19 protein-coding genes are annotated in these 20,478 nt (G+C 33.4%); 17 read left to right on the forward strand and 2 right to left on the reverse strand.

The window, feature by feature from the left end; all coding sequences use genetic code 11:
- Positions 1-44: 44 nt before the first annotated feature.
- A complete protein-coding gene (gene tagD, locus SH09_RS02905) occupies positions 45-443 on the forward strand; it encodes a glycerol-3-phosphate cytidylyltransferase (RefSeq protein WP_042738121.1) in 399 nt (132 codons plus the stop codon).
- A gap of 548 nt (positions 444-991) precedes the next feature.
- Here tagD and pbp4 read toward each other — a convergent pair.
- Complete coding sequence (pbp4, locus tag SH09_RS02910) at positions 992-2,287, reverse strand: penicillin-binding protein PBP4 (protein ID WP_042738122.1); 1,296 nt, start codon at positions 2,285-2,287, stop codon at positions 992-994.
- A gap of 220 nt (positions 2,288-2,507) precedes the next feature.
- Here pbp4 and SH09_RS02915 point away from each other — a divergent pair, with 220 nt between their 5' ends.
- The 12 genes from SH09_RS02915 to SH09_RS02970 all read left to right on the forward strand — a co-directional run bounded on the left by SH09_RS02915 (position 2,508) and on the right by SH09_RS02970 (position 15,710).
- Positions 2,508-4,226: an ABC transporter ATP-binding protein gene (locus SH09_RS02915; protein ID WP_042738123.1), complete on the forward strand. Its 1,719-nt coding sequence runs from the start codon at positions 2,508-2,510 to the stop codon at positions 4,224-4,226.
- Positions 4,227-4,614: 388 nt separating this feature from the next.
- Positions 4,615-5,844, forward strand: coding sequence for a NupC/NupG family nucleoside CNT transporter (locus SH09_RS02920; RefSeq protein ID WP_042738124.1), 1,230 nt, complete (start codon positions 4,615-4,617; stop codon positions 5,842-5,844).
- A gap of 508 nt (positions 5,845-6,352) precedes the next feature.
- Positions 6,353-7,189, forward strand: coding sequence for a YitT family protein (locus tag SH09_RS02925; protein ID WP_042738125.1), 837 nt, complete (start codon positions 6,353-6,355; stop codon positions 7,187-7,189).
- A gap of 320 nt (positions 7,190-7,509) precedes the next feature.
- A complete protein-coding gene (locus tag SH09_RS02930; RefSeq protein ID WP_042738126.1) occupies positions 7,510-8,313 on the forward strand; it encodes an ABC transporter ATP-binding protein in 804 nt (267 codons plus the stop codon).
- A gap of 34 nt (positions 8,314-8,347) precedes the next feature.
- The gene (locus SH09_RS02935) at positions 8,348-9,325 is read left to right on the forward strand and encodes a FecCD family ABC transporter permease (protein WP_371130142.1); all 978 of its coding nucleotides are present in this window, start codon (positions 8,348-8,350) and stop codon (positions 9,323-9,325) included.
- The gene (locus SH09_RS02940) at positions 9,322-10,338 is read left to right on the forward strand and encodes a FecCD family ABC transporter permease (RefSeq protein ID WP_042738128.1); all 1,017 of its coding nucleotides are present in this window, start codon (positions 9,322-9,324) and stop codon (positions 10,336-10,338) included. Before SH09_RS02935 ends, SH09_RS02940 begins: the two co-directional genes overlap by 4 nt.
- 212 nt (positions 10,339-10,550) lie before the next feature.
- The gene (dhaK, locus tag SH09_RS02945; RefSeq protein WP_042738129.1) at positions 10,551-11,522 is read left to right on the forward strand and encodes a dihydroxyacetone kinase subunit DhaK; all 972 of its coding nucleotides are present in this window, start codon (positions 10,551-10,553) and stop codon (positions 11,520-11,522) included.
- A gap of 24 nt (positions 11,523-11,546) precedes the next feature.
- Positions 11,547-12,122, forward strand: coding sequence for a dihydroxyacetone kinase subunit DhaL (gene dhaL, locus SH09_RS02950; RefSeq protein ID WP_042738130.1), 576 nt, complete (start codon positions 11,547-11,549; stop codon positions 12,120-12,122).
- A 1-nt stretch (position 12,123) separates the two neighbouring features.
- On the forward strand, positions 12,124-12,483 hold the full coding sequence (dhaM, locus tag SH09_RS02955) for a dihydroxyacetone kinase phosphoryl donor subunit DhaM (protein WP_042738131.1): 360 nt from the start codon (positions 12,124-12,126) through the stop codon (positions 12,481-12,483).
- A 170-nt stretch (positions 12,484-12,653) separates the two neighbouring features.
- The gene (locus tag SH09_RS02960; protein WP_042738132.1) at positions 12,654-13,154 is read left to right on the forward strand and encodes a hypothetical protein; all 501 of its coding nucleotides are present in this window, start codon (positions 12,654-12,656) and stop codon (positions 13,152-13,154) included.
- A 302-nt stretch (positions 13,155-13,456) separates the two neighbouring features.
- The gene (locus tag SH09_RS02965) at positions 13,457-14,524 is read left to right on the forward strand and encodes a YkvI family membrane protein (protein WP_042738133.1); all 1,068 of its coding nucleotides are present in this window, start codon (positions 13,457-13,459) and stop codon (positions 14,522-14,524) included.
- A 154-nt stretch (positions 14,525-14,678) separates the two neighbouring features.
- Complete coding sequence (locus tag SH09_RS02970) at positions 14,679-15,710, forward strand: alpha/beta hydrolase (protein WP_042738134.1); 1,032 nt, start codon at positions 14,679-14,681, stop codon at positions 15,708-15,710.
- Positions 15,711-16,099: 389 nt separating this feature from the next.
- Here SH09_RS02970 and SH09_RS02975 read toward each other — a convergent pair whose 3' ends face one another.
- A complete protein-coding gene (locus SH09_RS02975) occupies positions 16,100-16,606 on the reverse strand; it encodes a GNAT family N-acetyltransferase (protein ID WP_042738135.1) in 507 nt (168 codons plus the stop codon).
- Between the two features lie 121 nt (positions 16,607-16,727).
- Between SH09_RS02975 and SH09_RS02980 the strand changes: the two genes are divergently transcribed.
- The 4 genes from SH09_RS02980 (at position 16,728) to SH09_RS02995 (ending at position 20,464) form a co-directional block, all read left to right on the forward strand.
- Entirely contained in the window at positions 16,728-17,645 is a 918-nt protein-coding gene (locus tag SH09_RS02980) for an NAD(P)H-binding protein (RefSeq protein ID WP_042738136.1), read from the forward strand.
- 16 nt (positions 17,646-17,661) lie between these two features.
- Positions 17,662-18,342, forward strand: a complete 681-nt coding sequence (locus tag SH09_RS02985; protein WP_042738137.1) for a response regulator transcription factor — start codon at positions 17,662-17,664, stop codon at positions 18,340-18,342.
- The gene (locus SH09_RS02990) at positions 18,329-19,351 is read left to right on the forward strand and encodes a sensor histidine kinase (protein WP_042738138.1); all 1,023 of its coding nucleotides are present in this window, start codon (positions 18,329-18,331) and stop codon (positions 19,349-19,351) included. Before SH09_RS02985 ends, SH09_RS02990 begins: the two co-directional genes overlap by 14 nt.
- A 495-nt stretch (positions 19,352-19,846) precedes the next feature.
- On the forward strand, positions 19,847-20,464 hold the full coding sequence (locus tag SH09_RS02995) for a DUF47 domain-containing protein (protein WP_042738139.1): 618 nt from the start codon (positions 19,847-19,849) through the stop codon (positions 20,462-20,464).
- The last annotated feature ends 14 nt before the right edge of the window (positions 20,465-20,478 follow it).

The raw sequence follows: 20,478 nt of genomic DNA on the forward strand, positions 1-20,478 counted from the left end.
AAATGTAAATTTAAATTTAATTTTATGTTAAGGAGATTAAGCGAATGAAACGTGTAATTACTTATGGAACATATGATTTGTTACATTACGGACATATAGAACTATTAAGAAGAGCGAGAGAAATGGGCGATTATCTAGTCGTGGCATTATCAACTGACGAATTTAACCGTGTGAAAAACAAGAAATCATATTATAATTTTGAACAACGAAAAATGATGTTAGAATCTATTCGTTATGTGGACCTTGTTATTCCTGAAAGTGGATGGGGTCAAAAGGAAATCGATGTTGACCGTTATGAAATTGATAAATTTGTAATGGGCCATGATTGGGAAGGCGAGTTTGACTTCTTGAAAGATAAATGTGAAGTGATTTATTTAAATCGTACTGAAGGTATTTCAACGACTAAAATTAAGAAAGAATTATATGGTGATTCAGCTAAATAATTTAAGCGAGATGTATATTAATGATACATGTGCTTGCTTTGATTCGTGCTGTTAATGTTGATTACTGAGTGTATCGATATTTTTTAATATTTGTCATAACATTCATTTAATGCTAACAAGTTAAAATACTTGTTGGCATATTTTTATGCACACTTTCTGTTGGTGGAGCTTTATCCAGTAGTCTACAGCTTGTACTATTCCTACAGAAGTCGACGTATAAAATAGCATAAAGATTAGGCAACTCATAAACTTACAGAACGATATGGATTAAATTCGGTGATCGTAATTTCTCTGCTTGAAGCATTGTGTGTGATAACTATATAGGGATAGGAAGATTTCAAGGCTAAGGAGCAACGCATACACTATGAAAGCGAGTAATACTTATAAAAATATGAAAAGCCACTGCAAAAGATGCATTTAATCTTCTACAGTGGCTTTACTATATGGCCAAGACTATTTTTCGATTGTAGTGATAGATTGTACTGTAATGCATAAATTATTAGTATGCTACAACAAGTTACAGCATTGTAGTTTAACTAAAGCAAAGATTATTTTTTAGATGATTTCTTTCGAATTGCTTCAATGATGAGATAAATCACAATTGCAATGGCTGCAATAATCAATAACATACCTAATAAAGTTAGAATTGGATGGTCATCCCATGTAGATTTAACAACAGTCGTAGCTTTGTGCACGAGTGGTTTGTTCACTTCTACAGAAGGTGGACCATATTTACTAGAAATAAATTCACGATCATATTCGATGTGTACCTTATCGTCCTTTACGACTATTTTATAATCATCTTTATCAAAATCTTTTGGTAAAACATCATAGAGGTCCTTTTCTACATAATATGTATGACCGTTAATTTTATGTTCGCCTTTAGATAGAATTTTTTCGTATTTGTACTGGTCGAACGACATGTTCATTAATGCATTACCCATCATATTACGTTGCTTTTCGCCACCTAATGATTTGTAATTACCAGCACCCATGATTGTTTGTACAATTCTAAAACCATTACGTTTCGTTGTTATAGTATGATTGTAGTCAGCTTGGTCACTTGAACCAGTTTTCAATCCATCGGTACCTTTTAAGCTCATATCAGCACCTTCAAGTGAATGGTTAAATGTATAATAGGTTACACCATGTTGGGTTGGTGCTAACTGTTTTGTAAAGTATAAAATTTTAGGTGTATCTTGAATCACACGTTGGGATAGAATGTCGTAGTCTTTTGCAGTCGAAGTAGAATTATCCTCATTTTTATACTTTTTAGGAGCAAAGTCTTTTAATTGTTTGTTTTCGGCACCAGTTGGGTTTACGAAATGTGTATCTTTCATGCCAATTTCTTTTGCTTTTTCATTCATTTTATCGGTGAAGTCTGAAGTGTTGTCAGAGACTTCATTAGCTAAAATAAGTGCAGCAGCATTACTTGAGTTTGAAACAGTAATTTGTAGTAATTCTTTGATTGTGTATGTTTCACCAGGATAAAGTTTAGTGTTACTCAACTCTGGAAGTGTAGACATACGATAGTGATCTTGCGTAATTTTCACTTTGTCCTTTAAAGAGAGATCACCTTTTTTTACTGCTTCAAGTGTTAGGTACATAGTCATCAGTTTAGTCATTGATGCTGGGTACCATTTCTGGTTTGCATTGTATTGATATAAAATTTGTCCAGATTGAGCGATATTCATAGCACCTTCTGGCTGATAAGCGTCGGATACATTATAACCATATTGATTTGCCGCTTGAGTAGGTGTTACTGTTTCCGCATCGGCAAAAGGTGTTATAATTACGTTGACGCAAAATAAAGCGATAATTGTCAAAATTAATCTTTTAAACATAACATACCCTCTAACATATTCAGTTTTTTTAATAATAGACCTAGTTTAGCATATTGTATGTTGTTAGCAAAACTATTGCATTGCTAAAAATGGGGCGGAATATTGTTTTGCGCATGTTTTTATTAGAAAATTAATATCAATAAACACATATAATTTATCGCATGTATTTTTGCACTTTTAAAAATATATACATAACAAAATTTCAGAAGAGGTAGGAAAAATGAAACAAGAGAATCCATTGTTCTATTTATTCAAAAAGTTAACATGGCCTGTTGGATTAATTGTTATTGCCGTGTGTATATCATCTTTAGGGAGTATCACAGGACTTGTTGTTCCATTCTTTACAGGTAAACTTGTTGATAAGTTTTCATTTACAAACTTCAACTGGAACTTCCTAATTGCATTCGTCGGCATATTTATCTTGAACGCTCTGCTTAGTGGCATTGGGCTTTATTTACTAAGTAAGATAGGTGAGAAGATTATTTATGCGATACGCTCGCTATTGTGGCGTCATATTATTCATTTGAAAATGCCATTCTTTGACCAAAATGAAAGTGGTCAATTGATGAGTCGTTTAACAGATGATACGAAGGTGATTAATGAATTTATCTCGCAAAAGTTACCTAATTTATTACCATCCGTATTAACTATTATCGGTTCTTTAATCATGCTTTTTATTATGGATTGGAAAATGACGCTATTAACATTTATTACGATTCCTATTTTTGTAGCAATCATGATACCACTTGGTAAAATAATGCAAACTATTTCTAAGAAAACTCAGTCAGAAATTGCCAATTTTAGTGGTTTATTAGGTCGTGTATTAACAGAAATGAGATTGGTCAAGGTATCTAATACTGAGCGTGAAGAGTTAGATAACGCACATAAAAATCTAAAAGAAATATATTTTTTAGGTTTAAAGCAAGCGAAAATTACAGCAATTATTCAACCGATTACGGGTGTAATCATGTTATTAACGATTGCAGTTATCCTAGGCTTTGGTGCAATACGCATATCTACAGGAGCGATTACTGCAGGTACGTTGATTGCGATGATATTTTACGTGATTCAATTATCAACGCCATTGGTTAATTTATCTACGTTAGTAACTGATTATAAAAAGGCAATTGGTGCAAGTAGCAGAATTCATGAAATTATGGAAGAACCAATTGAAACAATTGAATTTAATGATCAATTGACGATTCCGGATGGTAACTTAACATTTGCGGATGTGAATTTTAAATATGGTGTAAAGCCCATCTTAAAGGATGTGTCATTTGAAATTCCATATAGTAAAGTGACAGCATTTGTTGGACCCTCAGGTTCAGGTAAAAGTACAATATTTAATATTATTGAGCGTATGTATGATATCGAACAAGGCGAAATTTCTTATGGAAGTACATCTATTTATGATTTATCATTGGCAGATTGGAGAGCAAAAATCGGTTATGTCATGCAGTCTAATTCTTTAATGAGTGGCACGATTAGAGATAATATCCTTTATGGTATAAATCGACAGGTGACTGACGAAGAATTGATACATTATGCGAAAATGGCAAATTGTCATGAGTTTATAGAACAGTTTGAAGATGGTTATGATACTTTGGTTGGTGAAAGAGGTTTGAAATTGTCTGGTGGTCAACGACAACGTATTGATATCGCAAGAAGCTTTGTGAAAAATCCTGACATATTACTATTAGATGAAGCAACTGCAAATTTAGACAGTGAAAGTGAAAGAAAGATACAAGAAGCATTAGAAGTATTGATGGAAAATAGAACAACCGTTGTGATTGCCCATAGATTATCGACAATCAAGAAGGCAGAACAAATCATCTTTTTAGATGGAGGAGTAGTTACGGGCAAAGGAACACATCAAGAACTTATGGCGACGCATGAGAAATATCAAGCATTTGTAAACACACAAAATTTAGCAGATTAAGATGAGAGAAAATACAAAATACAAAATATCTCACTAATATGAATGCGTTTTCATAACGTAAACCGAATATTAATGGGTGTTAGTAGTTGAATAGCACCAATAAATCGAACTTTAAAATTCTTATTTTCTATAAAGTACATACATGCTATAATTGTTTTGAATTATAAGGATGCAATGTAAATTAAAATGGCATTTATAATAAGTTATAGAGAGAATAAGATAATAAATGAGGTTAATGAAGGTGAACACACATAGTTACTGTACAAGATATGACTTCGTTCTTATCAAACTTATAGCTATAGGTGTTTACCTTTTATTTGTTTTACATAGCATGTGGTTTAAGGATTTACATCGTATCTTTATATAAAATTGAAATGGTAGGTGTATTATGTTTTTAGTTATTAACATAATTGGATTGTTCGTTTTCTTAGGCATAGCAGTCTTATTTTCTAGAAATAGAAAAAACATTCAATGGACATCAATTGGGATATTAGTACTATTAAATTTAGTGTTAGCATGGTTCTTTATTTATTTCCCTTGGGGAAGAGCAGGGGTTCAAGGATTAGCGAATGGTATTGCTTGGATGATTAATTCCGCGCATGCAGGGACTGGATTTGCCTTTGCAAGTTGGGTGAAACCTGGTGCAATGGATATGGCAGTGAGCGCACTGTTTCCAATTTTACTTGTAGTACCGTTATTTGATATTTTAATGTATTTAAATGTTTTGCCAAAGCTTATTGGAGCAATTGGTTGGGTTTTAGCGAAAATTACACGTCAACCTAAGTTTGAATCATTCTTTGGTATTGAGATGATGTTTTTAGGAAATACTGAAGCTTTAGCTGTATCAAATGAACAGTTAAAAAGAATGAATGAGACACGCGTATTAACAATTGCAATGATGTCTATGAGTTCTGTATCAGGAGCAATTGTTGGTGCTTATGTAACTATGGTACCGGGTGAATTAGTACTTACAGCCATTCCGTTAAATATTATTAATGCAATTATTGTAGCCTGTATTTTAAACCCGGTAAGTGTTGAAGAAAAAGAAGACATCATTTACAGCATTAAGAATAATGAAGTTGAACGTCAACCATTCTTCTCATTCTTAGGTGATTCCGTTTTGAATGCTGGAAAGTTAGTTCTAATCATTATTGCGTTTGTCATCAGTTTTGTAGCATTATCAGATTTATTAGATAGGTTAATTAATTTATTCACTGGAATTATTGGTGGATGGATTGGTGTGAAGGGTAGTTTTGGCTTAGACCAAATGCTTGGTACTGTAATGTATCCATTTGCCTTATTATTAGGTCTACCATTTGATGAAGCTTGGGTAGTTGCTCAACAAATGGCTAAGAAGATTGTGACAAATGAATTTGTAGTGATGGGTCAAATTAAAGATGTCGTTGCGTCATACTCTCCACATAGAAGAGCAGTTATTACGACGTTCTTAATTTCATTTGCCAACTTCTCAACAATCGGTATGATTGTTGGTACGTTAAAAGGAATAGTTGATCAAAAAACATCTGACTTTGTTTCTAAATACGTGCCGATGATGTTATTAGCAGGTATCTTAGTATCATTAATGACTGCAGGATTTGTAGGTCTATTTGCGTGGTAATGAATTAAATATTACATTTCTTAGACTAGGTGAAGTTACATTTCGCCTAGTCTATTTTTTTACAGTATAAAATTGATAATAAGATTAGAATGTTCTGATATATATTGGGATAAAAAAATAAAGCCAAGTGAATGAAGTGAGGAGACACATTCATCATTACTTGGCTTTTACGGGAAATGAATTAATTGTATATCAATAGTAAGGACTAGGTACTATTAATACACTCGAGCAAAAATTTGTTTTGTTTGTTACTATAAACAACACAAAGGAGATGGCTTCTTATTGGCTATCAATAAGAAGATAGATATTATTATAGCAAACAGAAGTGCATAAGTAAATCGAAAATTCAGAATTTTTAAAATTATGAATAAATAATTTTTACAAGTGCCGTCATTATGGCATTTTTTAGATGTTAATTTTAATAACTTTTTTTGGAGATAGTGTTGTGATGTGAAAGAATATTTGCTAACATTCAATTGATTGAACTAAATAAGAGGGGGTTATGTGGATGAATAAAACAGTACGTGATTTAATATTAATCGTTATCGGTTCGTTTATTTTTGCTGCTGGCGTCAATACCTTTATAATATCTGCGGATTTAGGTGAGGGAGGCGTAACCGGATTAGCGATCGTACTCTATTATGCCTTTCACATCTCGCCTGGTATTACAAACTTTGTCTTGAATGCGATTCTTATAGCGATTGGTTATAAATTTTTAAGTAAACGTAGCATGTATTTAACAATAGTGGCAACAGTGCTTATATCATTATTCTTGGAAGTAACGAAAAGTTGGGAAATTGAAACAGGCAATATCTTAGTCAATGCAGTATTTGGTGGAACGTGTGTTGGGCTTGGTATTGGTGTGATTGTACTTGCTGGTGGAACTACTGCAGGAACAACGATTCTTGCGCGTATTGCAAACAAGTATCTCGATGTCAGTACGCCATATGCGCTATTATTCTTTGACTTGATTGTTGTGGCGATTTCATTGTCTGTTATTCCGGTTGCGAGTGCATTAGTAACTGTAATTTCTTTATATATCGGTACTAAAGTAATGGATTACGTAATAGAAGGTTTAAATACGAAAAAAGCAATGACTATTATTTCTAGTAAACCAGATGAAATTGCTAAAGTGATTGATGAACAAGTAGGTCGTGGGCTAACTATTTTAAATGGTAGAGGTTATTTCTCTAGAGAAGATAAAGACGTTTTGTATGTAGTTATTACTAAGACGCAAGTGACGAAGGCAAAGCGATTAATTAAGAAGATTGATGATAATGCATTTTTAGTTATTCACGATGTACGTGATGTTTATGGTAATGGCTTTTTGATTGATGAACATTAATCGTTTTAAAGTAGTGTTTTAAAAATGAGACTTGTCTATGGATGGAAACAGCATCTAGCGACAAGTCTTTTTTTATTCTACTATGAAGTTTGATGATGATTGTCGGTAAAGATTTGACGACTGAACTTATCATGTAATGCTATTTAATTCATCTCGGTATCTACAAGCAATGGTAAAATTTCATAGTCAATAGAATTCAAAGATGATATAATATCACTTATGATAATGATTATCATTAACGTGATAATCGACAAAATTTGATAAATTACTGGTTAATATAAATAGAGACTTAAGCTTATTTTATAGGAAGAAGGGAACTTATGACTCGCTTAAATGGAGAACAAGTAACAATCGGTTATGGAGATAATGTTATCGTTAATAGTTTAGACGTGCAAATTCCAGATGGGAAGATTACATCGATTATTGGACCAAATGGTTGTGGGAAATCAACCTTACTAAAGGCACTATCTAGATTGTTACCTATTAAAGATGGTGAAATCAAGTTAGATGGGGAAAGCTTGCATGCACAATCAACCAAAGAGGTAGCTAAGAAGATTGCAATTTTACCTCAGTCACCGGAAGTCGCAGATGGTTTAACTGTTGGCGAATTAGTTTCTTATGGTCGTTTTCCACACCAAAAGGGCTTCGGACGTTTATCTGCAGAAGATAAAAAGGAAATCGATTGGGCAATGACGGTAACGGGAACGTATGACTTTAAACATCGTTCAATTAACGATTTAAGTGGTGGACAAAGACAACGTGTATGGATTGCTATGGCCTTAGCACAAAGAACAGATATTATATTTTTAGATGAACCTACAACTTACTTAGATATTTCACATCAATTAGAAATATTAGAGTTGATAACACGTTTGAATCAAGAACAAGGTTGTACAATTATTATGGTGTTACATGATATTAACCAAGCAGTTCGTTTTTCCGATCATTTAATTACAATGAAAGATGGAAATATTATTGCAGATGGCGACACAGAAAGTGTGTTGACGAAGGATATATTAGAACGCGTATTCAATATTGATGTTGAAATCAGCACAGATCCACGTACAGGTAAACCAATGCTTGTAACTTATGATTTGTGTAAGAAGAGCTATTCGCAAGTGTAGGAGTTAAATTATGTCGACAAATAGAAAAGGCAAGATGAACTTTCCGACAGTGCTGATTATCAGTATCTGTTTATTGGTGGCTGCATTGCTAGTCTCCATATTATTAGGTGATGCAAAGATTCACCTTTCAACGATAATTGATGCAATTTTCAACTATGATAAACATAATCAACAACATAACATTATTAGTGAAATTAGAATACCAAGAGATGTAGGAGCAATGCTGGTTGGTGTGGCATTAGCAACTTCAGGGGCAGTGATACAGGGTGTGACTAAAAACGGTTTAGCAGATCCAAGTTTAATTGGATTAAACTCAGGTGCTTCCTTTATGTTAGCGATGACGTTTGCATTTTATCCTTCAGCGCCCTTTTTAGTAATGATGTTTGCTGGTTTCCTTGGTGCATTAATGGGCGGATTTATAGTCTTAATGATCGGGAGATCGAGAAGTGATGGATTTAATCCAATGCGTATCATATTAGCTGGTGCAGCAGTAAGTGCTTTATTGACTGCATTAAGCCAAGGTGTAGCGCTATTGTTCCGTCTGAATCAGAGTTTGACATTTTGGAGTGCTGGTGGTGTTTCTGGAACGACTTGGCATCAACTTGTTTGGGCAGCGCCATTTATTATTATTGCTTTAACGATTATTATTGCAATGAGTAAACAGTTAACGATTCTTAATTTAGGTGAAACCTTGGCTAAAGGACTTGGACAAAATGTAAGTATGACACGTGGTATATCATTAGTATTATCGATGGTGTTAGCCGGTATTGCAGTTGCAATGGTGGGTCAAATTGCATTTGTTGGTTTAATGGTACCTCATATTGTTCGTTATTTGGTTGGTACTGACTATGCACGCGTGATACCATTAACGGCAATTGTTGGTGGCTTGCTCATGTTGGTCGCTGATACAGTAGCACGTATGTTAGGTGAGGCACCAGTTGGCGCTATTATTTCATTTATCGGCGTACCTTACTTTTTATATTTAGTTAAAAGAGGGGGCCGATTCTCATGATTGATCCAAAACTGAGATATAAACAGTGGGTTACAATGATTGTCTTGATCGTCTTGATACTATTAGCATGTGCTTGGAGTATGACATCTGGTGAATATAAGATGTCTGTAGGCACATTCTTTAAGACTTTGTTTGGACAAGGTGAGTATACAGACACCTTAATATTAATGGAATTTAGGTTGCCACGTATGCTTATCACTATTCTTGCTGGAGCAGCCTTAGCTATGAGCGGTGCTATCTTGCAAAGTGTTACACGCAATCCATTAGCAGAACCAGGGATACTGGGTATCAATGCAGGTAGTGGTTTTGTCATTGCCTTATTTATTGTAATTGGTCAGGTGAATGCTGAAAACTTTGTCTATGTGTTGCCAATTATTAGTATGATAGGCGGTATATTAACAGCAATTATTATATTTTCATTTAGTTATAACAGAGGTGAAGGTATTTCTCCGGCGAGCATGGTATTAGTTGGTGTCGGTATGGCAGCAGCTTTAAGTGGTGGTTCGTTAACATTGATGTCTACATTTGATAAAGATCAGTCTGAGTTTATGGCATCATGGTTTGCTGGTAATATTTGGGGCGATGAATGGACCTTTGTTATTGCTTTCTTACCATGGGTGATTATTCTGGTGCCATATCTATTATTTAAATCGAATGTCTTAAATTTATTAAATACACATCAACATATTGCGCAAGGTGTCGGAGTGAAAATAGGCAAAGAGCGTATTGTCCTACTGCTAGTGGCGGTTATATTGTCCTCTGCGGCAGTGTCTGTAGCTGGTGCTATTGGCTTTATTGGACTAATGGGTCCTCATATCGCCAAATCAATCGTCGGTCCTAGACATCAATTATTCTTGCCAATCTCCATATTGATTGGTGCTTTACTACTTGTTGTTTCGGATACGTTAGGTAAGGTGATACTACAGCCTTCAGGTATTCCAGCAGGTATTGTTGTAGCAATTATTGGGGCACCATATTTCTTATATTTAATGTATAAAACTAAATCAGTTTAAAGATGTGAATATTTAAGTGCATCATAGATGTTTTCCTACCACAACTTAGCAACACGCTAGGTTGTGGTATTTTTTTTATTAAAATTAAAACTAAATCATTGTTAAGCAATTAGAATAGAAAAATAGCCTGATGAATTATGTTAGCGTTTACAATTATGTGTGATGTATACTGTAAATGGATATATGGATATTATGAACAGGAGGCCACAAAAATGAAAAAACTAATTAAAGATAAAACTCAGTTCTTATCTGATATGCTTGACGGCATGTTAGAAGTAAATAAAAATATTGAGCTCATTGCCGATTCAGTCATTGTGAGAAAAGACAAGAAACAAGAAGGTGTTGCTATTGTTTCAGGCGGTGGCAGTGGACATGAACCTGCACATGCAGGATATGTGGCACAAGGTATGTTAGACGCTGCAGTGTGTGGTGAAGTCTTTACCTCTCCAACTCCAGATAAAATATTAAGTGCGATTAAAGCGGTTGATAATGGAGATGGCGTATTATTAGTAATTAAAAACTATGCCGGAGATGTCATGAACTTTGAAATGGCTCAAGAAATGGCCGAAATGGAAGATATCAAAGTTGCATCTATTGTAGTGAAAGATGATATTGCAGTTAGTGATGAGGATAAACAAAGAGGCGTTGCAGGTACCGTATTAGTTCATAAGTATGCAGGGTACCTTGCTGAACAAGGAGTCAAATTAGATGACATTAAAGCACGTTTGGACCAAGTATTACCAACTATTAAATCAATAGGCATGGCTGTTACAGCGCCAATGGTACCGACTACTGGGCAATATGGTTTCGATATCGCTGATGATGAAATAGAGATTGGCGTTGGGATTCATGGGGAAAAAGGATTGTCCAGGGAAAAAATGACCACAGTCGACCAAATCGTTGCTCGCCTTAGTGATGAATTGTTAAAGCAAGTAGACGCAAACCATTTAATCGTGATGGTAAATGGTATGGGTGGCACACCTTTATCTGAATTAAATATTGTAGCGAAGTATTTAGCTGAATATTTAAAAGGTAAAAATATCACAGTAGCACACTGGCTAGTTGGTGACTATATGACTGCATTAGATATGCAAGGTGTATCGTTGACCTTTGTACCTGTTAATGACGAATTATCGCAAGCTATTGTTGCAGAAACAAGTAGTAGTTATTTTAATTTGGTATAGATTAACTAAAGGAGTGTAATAATAATGGATGTCAAAGCGATGAAAGATAGATTACTTGAGTTAGTGTCTGTATTTGAGGACAAGGAAAGTGAACTTACTGAATTAGACAGAGCCATTGGTGATGGTGATCATGGTGTGAACATGGTTAGAGGATTCAAAGCTTTACCTGATCATATCGATGATAGTTCCATGCAAAATTTATTTAAATCTACGGGTATGACATTAATGTCAAATATAGGTGGTGCATCTGGACCGTTGTATGGATTTAGCTTTGTTAAAATGTCACAAGTAGTTGAAGATGACATAGATAATGAAAATGTTAAAGCGTTACTGCAGGCCTTTTCTGAAGCGATAGCCCAAAGAGGGAAAGTGAGTTTAAATGAGAAAACTATGTATGACGTGATAGAACGTGCTAATGAAGCGGTTCGAAATGGTGAAAAGGTTGATATGGAGAAATTACAATCCTTCGCAAATGCGACAAAGGATATTGAAGCAACAAAAGGGAGAGCGTCTTATTTCAAAGCTGACTCGGTTGGCTTTGTTGATCCAGGGGCACAAAGTAGCGTATATATATTGAATGCATTGATTGGAGAGGATTAATATGACATCAATAGTGATAGTGAGCCATAGTGAGGATATTGCAAATGGAACACAAGCCTTATTAGAGCAAATGGCTGGTGATGTTAATGTGATTGCACAAGGTGGCGCAGAAGGACGTATTGGTACATCTTATGACCAAATTCAAGAGATGATCAATGAATTATCGGATGATGCAATATGTTTTTATGATATTGGGTCAGCTGAAATGAATTTAGATTTGGCTATAGAAATGTATACAGGCGATTACCGTATTGAAAAGGTGGATGCGCCAATTGTAGAGGGTAGCTTTACTGCTGCCGTTAAATTGTCTGTGGGTGGATCCTATGATGAAACGCTTAATGAAATTAAACAGAACTTTTAATTTAAGAATATAAATGAAAAAGCGATTGATACAAGTGTTTAATAACAGTATAATGACGTTTTTAGAATAAATAGTCCTAAACAGTTTATTTTTATATGAATTAATTTTTGAAATATGATAAAATAAAAGCTAACTATAATTAGGAATCTGGATACTAGGAGGACATTGCCATGAAAGATTTAATCCAAAAGCATGTCTTAAACGGTGAGTTCGAGTCAGTCAAGCGATTAATGTCCCAGTCAGATTTTATGGAATTTGAAGAAGCTTATATTTCAAGTGCCCACGAAGTGGAAAGCGTCATGTTTTATACTTGTATCTTAGATATGATGAAAGAGGAAGAAACTGCTGAATTGCACGACTTAGCCTTTTTACTACTTGTTTATCCATTAAGTGAACTAGAAGGTGCACTTGACTCTGCCTTTTATCATGCGCAAACTTCCATAAAGCTCACTGAAGGCAAAGAAGTAAAGAGTTTATTGCAAATGTTATTATTACATGCAGTGCCTGAACCAGTCATTTCTGATAAGAAAGCTTTCGATGTAGCGCGTCAAATTCTTAAGTTAGATCCAGCTAATAGCGTTGCGCGTAATGTGCTAAAGGAAACTGCAAAACGTATGGATAACGTTGTTGTAGATTTCAATGAATTAAATCGATTTAAGGATGCTCATTAGAAACTAACAGATAAGAACGTCTGTTTTTTAAGCTATTATTAGATTTGAATAATAATTAAACCGAAATACTCATTTTATGATAGTGAGAATTTCGGTTTTTTTGTTGTTTAATCGGGAAAATAATTGATATGTAATTTTATTCTATATAAATGGTTATTAGAATACTTTGAACTTTAAATTATATTACTGTAAATAAAAAATGAATTGATTAACATTTTAAGAAAGTTTTTTTGTGTGTTGCAAAATATAGTTGATAAGGTATAATATCTCAATGTGTAAACAATTAGGAGGTTGTAATATACATGGGGTTGAATAAAGAAGCTGTAAAAATTGGTTTTGCTTATGTCGGAATCGTGGTAGGTGCTGGATTCTCGACTGGACAAGAAGTTATGCAATTCTTTACATCTTATGGTCTATGGTCGTATATTGGTGTCATCCTATCAGGTTTAATATTAGGTTTTATAGGCAGACAAGTAGCTAAAATAGGTAGTGCCTTTGATGCACAGAACCATGAATCGACGTTAGACTATTTATTTAGTGATATCTTTAGCAAGATTATCGATTATTTATTAATATTTTTCTTATTCGGTATATCTGTAACAATGATTGCAGGAGCCGGATCAACATTCCAAGAAAGTTTTGGGGTTCCAACATGGCTTGGTGCTTTAATTATGGTCATTGCGATTTATATAACACTACTAATGGATTTTAATAAAATTGTAAGAGCTTTAGGGGTTGTTACACCATTCTTAATTGTCTTTGTAGTTATAATCGCAATTTATTATTTATTTAATGGTAGTGTTGCACTTAATGAAGTAAATAGTACAGTACCAAAAACAAGTTTATGGAAAGCAATCATTTTCGGGATTAATTATGGTGGACTTGCTTTTGCAGTTGGATTTAGTACGATTGTGGCAATTGGTGGCGATGCATCGAAAAGGAAGGTAGCCGGTTCTGGTGCATTATTTGGTGGTGTGATTTATACAGTGTTATTAGCATTGATAAACTTTGCACTACAAGCAGAATATCCAAAAATCAAAAGTGCCTCAATTCCAACATTAACATTGGCAAACGATATTCATCCATGGATTGGTTTTGCTTTATCAATTATTATGTTAGCGGTAATGTATAATACAATTCTTGGGTTAATGTATTCATTTGCAGCTCGATTTACTGAACCATATAGTAAGAAATATCATATCTTTATTGTATTAATGGTACTTATTGCATTTGCTTTAAGTTTTGTAGGATTTACAAGTTTAATCAATTTCTTATATCCAGTAATGGGTATTATCGGACTTATAGTCGTTGTAGCTGTTTTGATTAAATACTATTTACGTAAAAATCAAAACAAAAAGCATATCGCTTAATTTAGTAAAAAATAATTATAAGTATTTAAAGAAATCTCAGCTTTTCAGTTTTGTGAAGGCTGAGGTTTTATCTTTTATCATTTTTCATATCATTTGCAATTACTATTGTCAAAATAACAATTATGATACAATGCTTCCGAAAGGAACGGTAACTATGAAGAAAAAACATAAATGGACTTTAATAACAATCATTGTGTTCATAGTGGTTGCGATCATTACTGGATTATTGCTTAAGCAACATTTTGACCGTCAACACACGAAAGAAGTTAAAGAAAAAGTACAAATCAACAATAAAAATGTCAATGCATTTACGAATATTACCTATAGTAAAGGGATTCCTAATAGTCGTCTAGATATACTGACGCCAACTGAATTAGATAGTGACAACAAATTACCGGTCATATTTTGGATGCATGGTGGAGGTTACATTGCAGGTGATAAGCAATACAAGAACCCGTTACTCTCTAAAATTGCAGAACAAGGATATATTGTAGTAAATATTAACTATGCATTAGCGCCAGATTCAAAATATCCAACACAATTGAAACAAATTGATCGAGCAGTTAGGTTTATTAAACATAATCAACATGAACTGCCAATTAATTTCGATCAAGTTGTATTTGGTGGTGATTCTGCTGGTGCACAGCTTTCTAGTCAATATACAGCAATACAAACGAATAAATCTTTAAGAGAAGATATGCATTTCAAACAACAGTTCAAACCTGATCAAATCAAAGCTGCAATCTTTTTCGGAGGCTTTTATGATATGAAGACGGTGCGACAAACTGAATTCCCAAGAATCCAACTATTTATGGAAAGTTACACAGGAAAGCGTAATTGGGAGCAACAGTTTAAATATATTAGTGAAATGTCGACAATTAACCAAGTGACCAAAGAATATCCGCCAACTTTTTTATCAGTAGGTGATGCGGACCCGTTCTATAGTCAAAATATTTCATTTTATAAAAAACTTAAATCTAAAGATGTCCCAGTAGATAAACTATTCTATGATGGTTCTCATCATTTGAGACATCAATACCAATTCCATTTAGATAAACCTGAATCTCAACAAAATATGAAAGATGTCTTAAGATTCTTAAGTAGAAATACTAATTCTTCAGGTGTCGAAACAAAATTAAATCCAGAAGATTCAAATCCAAATGGTGTTGAACTAAATCCCTATTAAATGAGCTGAAGAGTCCCATTGCAGTGGTATCTAGTATGGATAAGGCATATTAATAGGATGATGTAGTAATAACATATAAGAACTGCGTATTGTTTGCGACACACCTGAGGGAGTAGAATGAGTATCGAGACCGAGACTCGACACTGCCCCCTTAGGTATGCGAGTAATTACAATACGCAGTATTGATATCAATAACAAGCCCATCAAAGATCAAAAATCTTTGATGGGCTTAATGCTGTGTATTTATGTCCCAGACTGTTTCCTACGATGAGTCAAGGTATCATATTTAAAATAATTATTTTTGCTCATTGTTATATGTAAAGATACATATGTTTTGACCGAAATTAAATAACATTTATAATAGTTTATTCTTTAGTGATAGAGGTAGATTATAGTAATAGCTTTGCCAAGATATATTTATTGTAATAACGACCATCGATATAGAGTTTATCACGTAACTCACCTTCGATTTGATAATTGGCAGATTTGAATAATGAAACTGCTGTTTCATTTTCGGGAACGACTAATACTTCAATACGTCTGATATCATGGTTTAAAGACCAAGCTTCTACAGCGTTTATGAGTGATTGACCTAACCCCTTTTCACGGTAATGTCTAATTACGCCCATTGAGAATTTAGCTTCGTGGCGTGCACGCTCATAATCTTCTGTTGTCACAGTAGCAAAGCCGACGAGTTCACCATTGTTTTCGGCTACAAATATTGCGTTAGAGGGTGATGTGATAAAATGTTCTAAATTAGAAATAGCATCTGTAGTAGAAGGTGCATATTCGCCTGGGTTATAGATGAGGTAGTCTGACTCATCATAAATCGTGGTTAATAGTTTAATAAATGGGTCGATATCTTTTATACTAATTTCTCGGATTTGATGAACCATTCATTTCCACTCCTTGTTTGAATTTTACATATATTTAATCATAATATAATTTAACATCAAAATCATTATTTTACTAGACAATATTAATTTTTAATAAATCATTATAAAGGAAGTATGTTTTATGAAGCCTAATATATTACTAGCTGGTGCAACAGGTTATATAGGAAAGAACTTGGTGCCTCAAATAAAAAATGAAGCGCATTTATATACATTATCAAAGTATCCTAAGGAACAAGATTTACGAGATGTGCAGTGGTTAAAGAAAGATATTTTTAATTATAGTGATGTTGTAGACGCAATGGAAGGCATGGATATTGCTATCTTTTACTTAGATCCTACCAAACATTCTGCAAAGCTTACGAAGGCTAGTGCACGCGATATGAATTTATTGGCTGCAGATAATTTTGGCAGAGCGGCAGCAAAACAAAATATAAGCAAGATTATATATATTAGTGGGGGACGTTTTGACAATGAATCTATAGCAAGATTGAAAGCTTATGGTACGCCAGTTGAACAGACAGATAATATTGTGCCGAGACCTCATGTAGCAGTTGAACTACAAGTTTCGAAATATGATGATGTGCGCAGTGCCTTAAGTATGCAACAACCATTGAAGTTGACACTAGAACAACTTGTAAACTATTATTTTAATTGGTTGAATGAAACTAATGGAACATTGCTACACACAAAAATGGATCAAGATTACTATATTATATATATTAAAGATGCCAATAAGCCGTTGTTAGTCTTGAAGAAAGAACTGACAGATGATGATTTAATTACGTTATTTATTGTTGGTGGAAGATTGATGAATAAGAAGGTACAGAAACAAGGTAAACTTGAGTTTAGAAAATTAGCAGGTACTCAGACGGTAATGGTGCATTTATATGATTATATACCAAAATTAGTGTGGCCGATTTATTATATGGTTCAATCTCCGTTTCAAAGTTTGATGATGAGAGGATTTGAAATAGAGTGCCGTATTCGACATTTTAATCGTCGTATTCAATCAGGAGAAGATATTAAATATACCAAATAAGTTGGGAGATTATAATGTGGAAATATTATTAGTAGAAGATGATATGACATTATTTAATGAATTGAGTACAGAGTTGGAGCAGTGGGATTTTATAGTTAAGGGTGTCGATGATTTTGGCGATGTGTTGAGTTTATTTGAACAGATTAACCCTGCAATCGTGATTATGGATGTTAAGCTACCTAAATATGATGGTTTTTATTGGACGCGAAAGATTAGAGAAGTGTCTAATACACCAATATTGTTCTTGTCCTCTAGGGATAATCCTATGGATCAAGTGATGAGCATGGAATTAGGAGCAGATGATTTTGTACAAAAACCCTTTAATACCAGTATATTAATAGCTAAAATTCAAGCTATTTATCGACGTGTATATGAATTTAGTAAAGATGAGAAAAGAGTTATTCAATGGCAAAAGGCGACACTTGATTTAGCAAAGGATAGTATCAATAAGGATGATACAATTATTTATTTATCTAAAACCGAAATGATTATTTTAGAAATGCTAGTGAAAAAACAAGACCAAATCGTCAATAGAGATACAATTATCACAGCGCTATGGGATGATGAAGCGTTTGTAAGTGATAATACTCTGACAGTTAATGTGAACCGTTTACGTAAAAAATTAGCCGAGATTGATATGAAAGATGCGATTGAGACAAAAATTGGTAAAGGTTACATGGCACATGGAGCATCTTAAATGGTTTTTCTTATTTTTAAGAACACGTATTAGTTGGATTTTATGGATAATGTTGTTGCATCTAATTTTTCTAGGTATTGCGTATATTGACTATGATATAAGTGTGGGAAGCATTTATTATATTATTATTTTAAATTTAGGTTTAACTTCATTGTTCTTAGTATTTACATATGTGAAGGAAATTAAGTTTTTTATACATTTAAACGATAATATAGAGCCTGAAGAATTAAAGCATAAAGGACTTGCTGATACACCGTTCCAACAAAAAATGGTCGAATACTTATATAATCAAATCACAAGTCAAAAGTTAATTGTGACCAAGCAAAGAATGAAAATTCAATCTACAGAAGCTTCGTTGACAGATTTTGTTCATGATATTAAGACACCAGTTACAGCTATGAAATTGATGATTGAAAAAGAAGCGGACATGGATAAAAAACGTGCATTGTTGTTCGAATGGACTCGTATCAATGATATGTTAGACAAGCAATTGTATTTAACACGTATAGAATCACAAAATAATGATATGTATTTTGAATATGTCCCTTTGAAAAGACTGATTATAGAAGAGATTCAACTGACTCGTTATCTTAGCCAAGCTAAAGGTATTGGTTATGAATTAGATTTAGATGAAAGTCATCATGTTTATACTGATTCAAAATGGTGTAGAATGATGATTCGACAAATATTCTCAAATGCAATTAAGTATAGTGAAAATGGGACGATTTATGTAAAATCATCACTTATCAATGAACAAGTCCAAGTTCAAATTAAGGATGAAGGCCGTGGTATTAGTAAAAAGGATTTACCGCGAATTTTTGATAAAGGTTTCACCTCGACGAATTATAGAAATGAAACGACTTCCTCAGGTATTGGATTATATTTAGTGAATACAGTAAAACAAAATTTAGGTATTCAAGTTGAAGTGGTTTCTGATGAAGGTCATGGGACAGAAGTTACCTTTATTTTCCCAACACAAAATGAGTTAGTGAAAAGAATATCGGAATAATGATAAAGTTGAAGTAACGCCATATCGGTCACTTCAACTTTTATTTTTTTTGATACTAAATAATAATGACTGAATTAAGTTGAACGTTATGAGTTGAAAAAATGAAATAATTATGAAAATATAAGCGTGAAAGATGTTTTTTGATTAGATTACTTTAATAATCTAAAAATTAAAAATCTTGAAACGTCTTGTCAGTGTAGATGTGAACAACTTTATTAATTTTATGAAAATGTAATGTTAAGAATTTGTAAATCTAATTGTAGGATTGTAAATTTTATGCTATTTTCAATAAAGGACAAATAGAGAATTGTGAGATTTTTTAAAACGATTAGAGCAAAAATTCATTTACACTATTTTTACAAAACTGTTTGAAAAGTCAAAAAAATGAGTTTATTGTAAATCTGCGCATGCTCAGTTTGTCAGGAAGTAATTATTAATTTTTTAAATTTATTGAAGGTGATTGGTGACAGTCGCTGTAAATGGAGGATTTTTTGGATGTTAAACAAGAAAAAAGATAAGTTCATGGTGCAACTAGAGGAAATGGTATTCAACTTAGACCGAGCAGCAATTGAATTTGGGAAGATGGATTTTAATACACATTTAGACCTTAAAGCTTATTCAGATAATATTAAAACCTACGAATCTCATGGTGATGAGTTGATGCACCAAGTGATTTCAGATTTAAACCAAACTTTTATTACACCAATTGAACGTGAGGATATCCTCTCTTTATGTAACGCAATTGATGATGTATTAGATGCAATGGAAGAAACTTCAGCAATGTTTGAAATGTATTCAATCGAATACACAGATGAATATATGGCTGAATTTGTAGATAATATACAGAAGGCTGTTGCAGAAATGAAATTAGCAGTGGGCTTACTTGTTGATAAGAAATTATCACATATGCGTATACACTCTATTAACATTAAAGAATTTGAAACAAATTGTGATGGTATATTACGTCAATCAATTAAACACATATTTAATAGTGAAACAGATCCAATCACATTAATTAAAGTAAAAGATATATATGAAAGCATGGAAGAAATTGCTGATAAATGTCAGGCAGTAGCGAATAATTTTGAAACTATAATTATGAAAAATAGCTAAGGAGTCTTAATTTT

This window comes from Staphylococcus gallinarum, assembly GCF_000875895.1.
Lineage (GTDB): Bacteria > Bacillota > Bacilli > Staphylococcales > Staphylococcaceae > Staphylococcus > Staphylococcus gallinarum.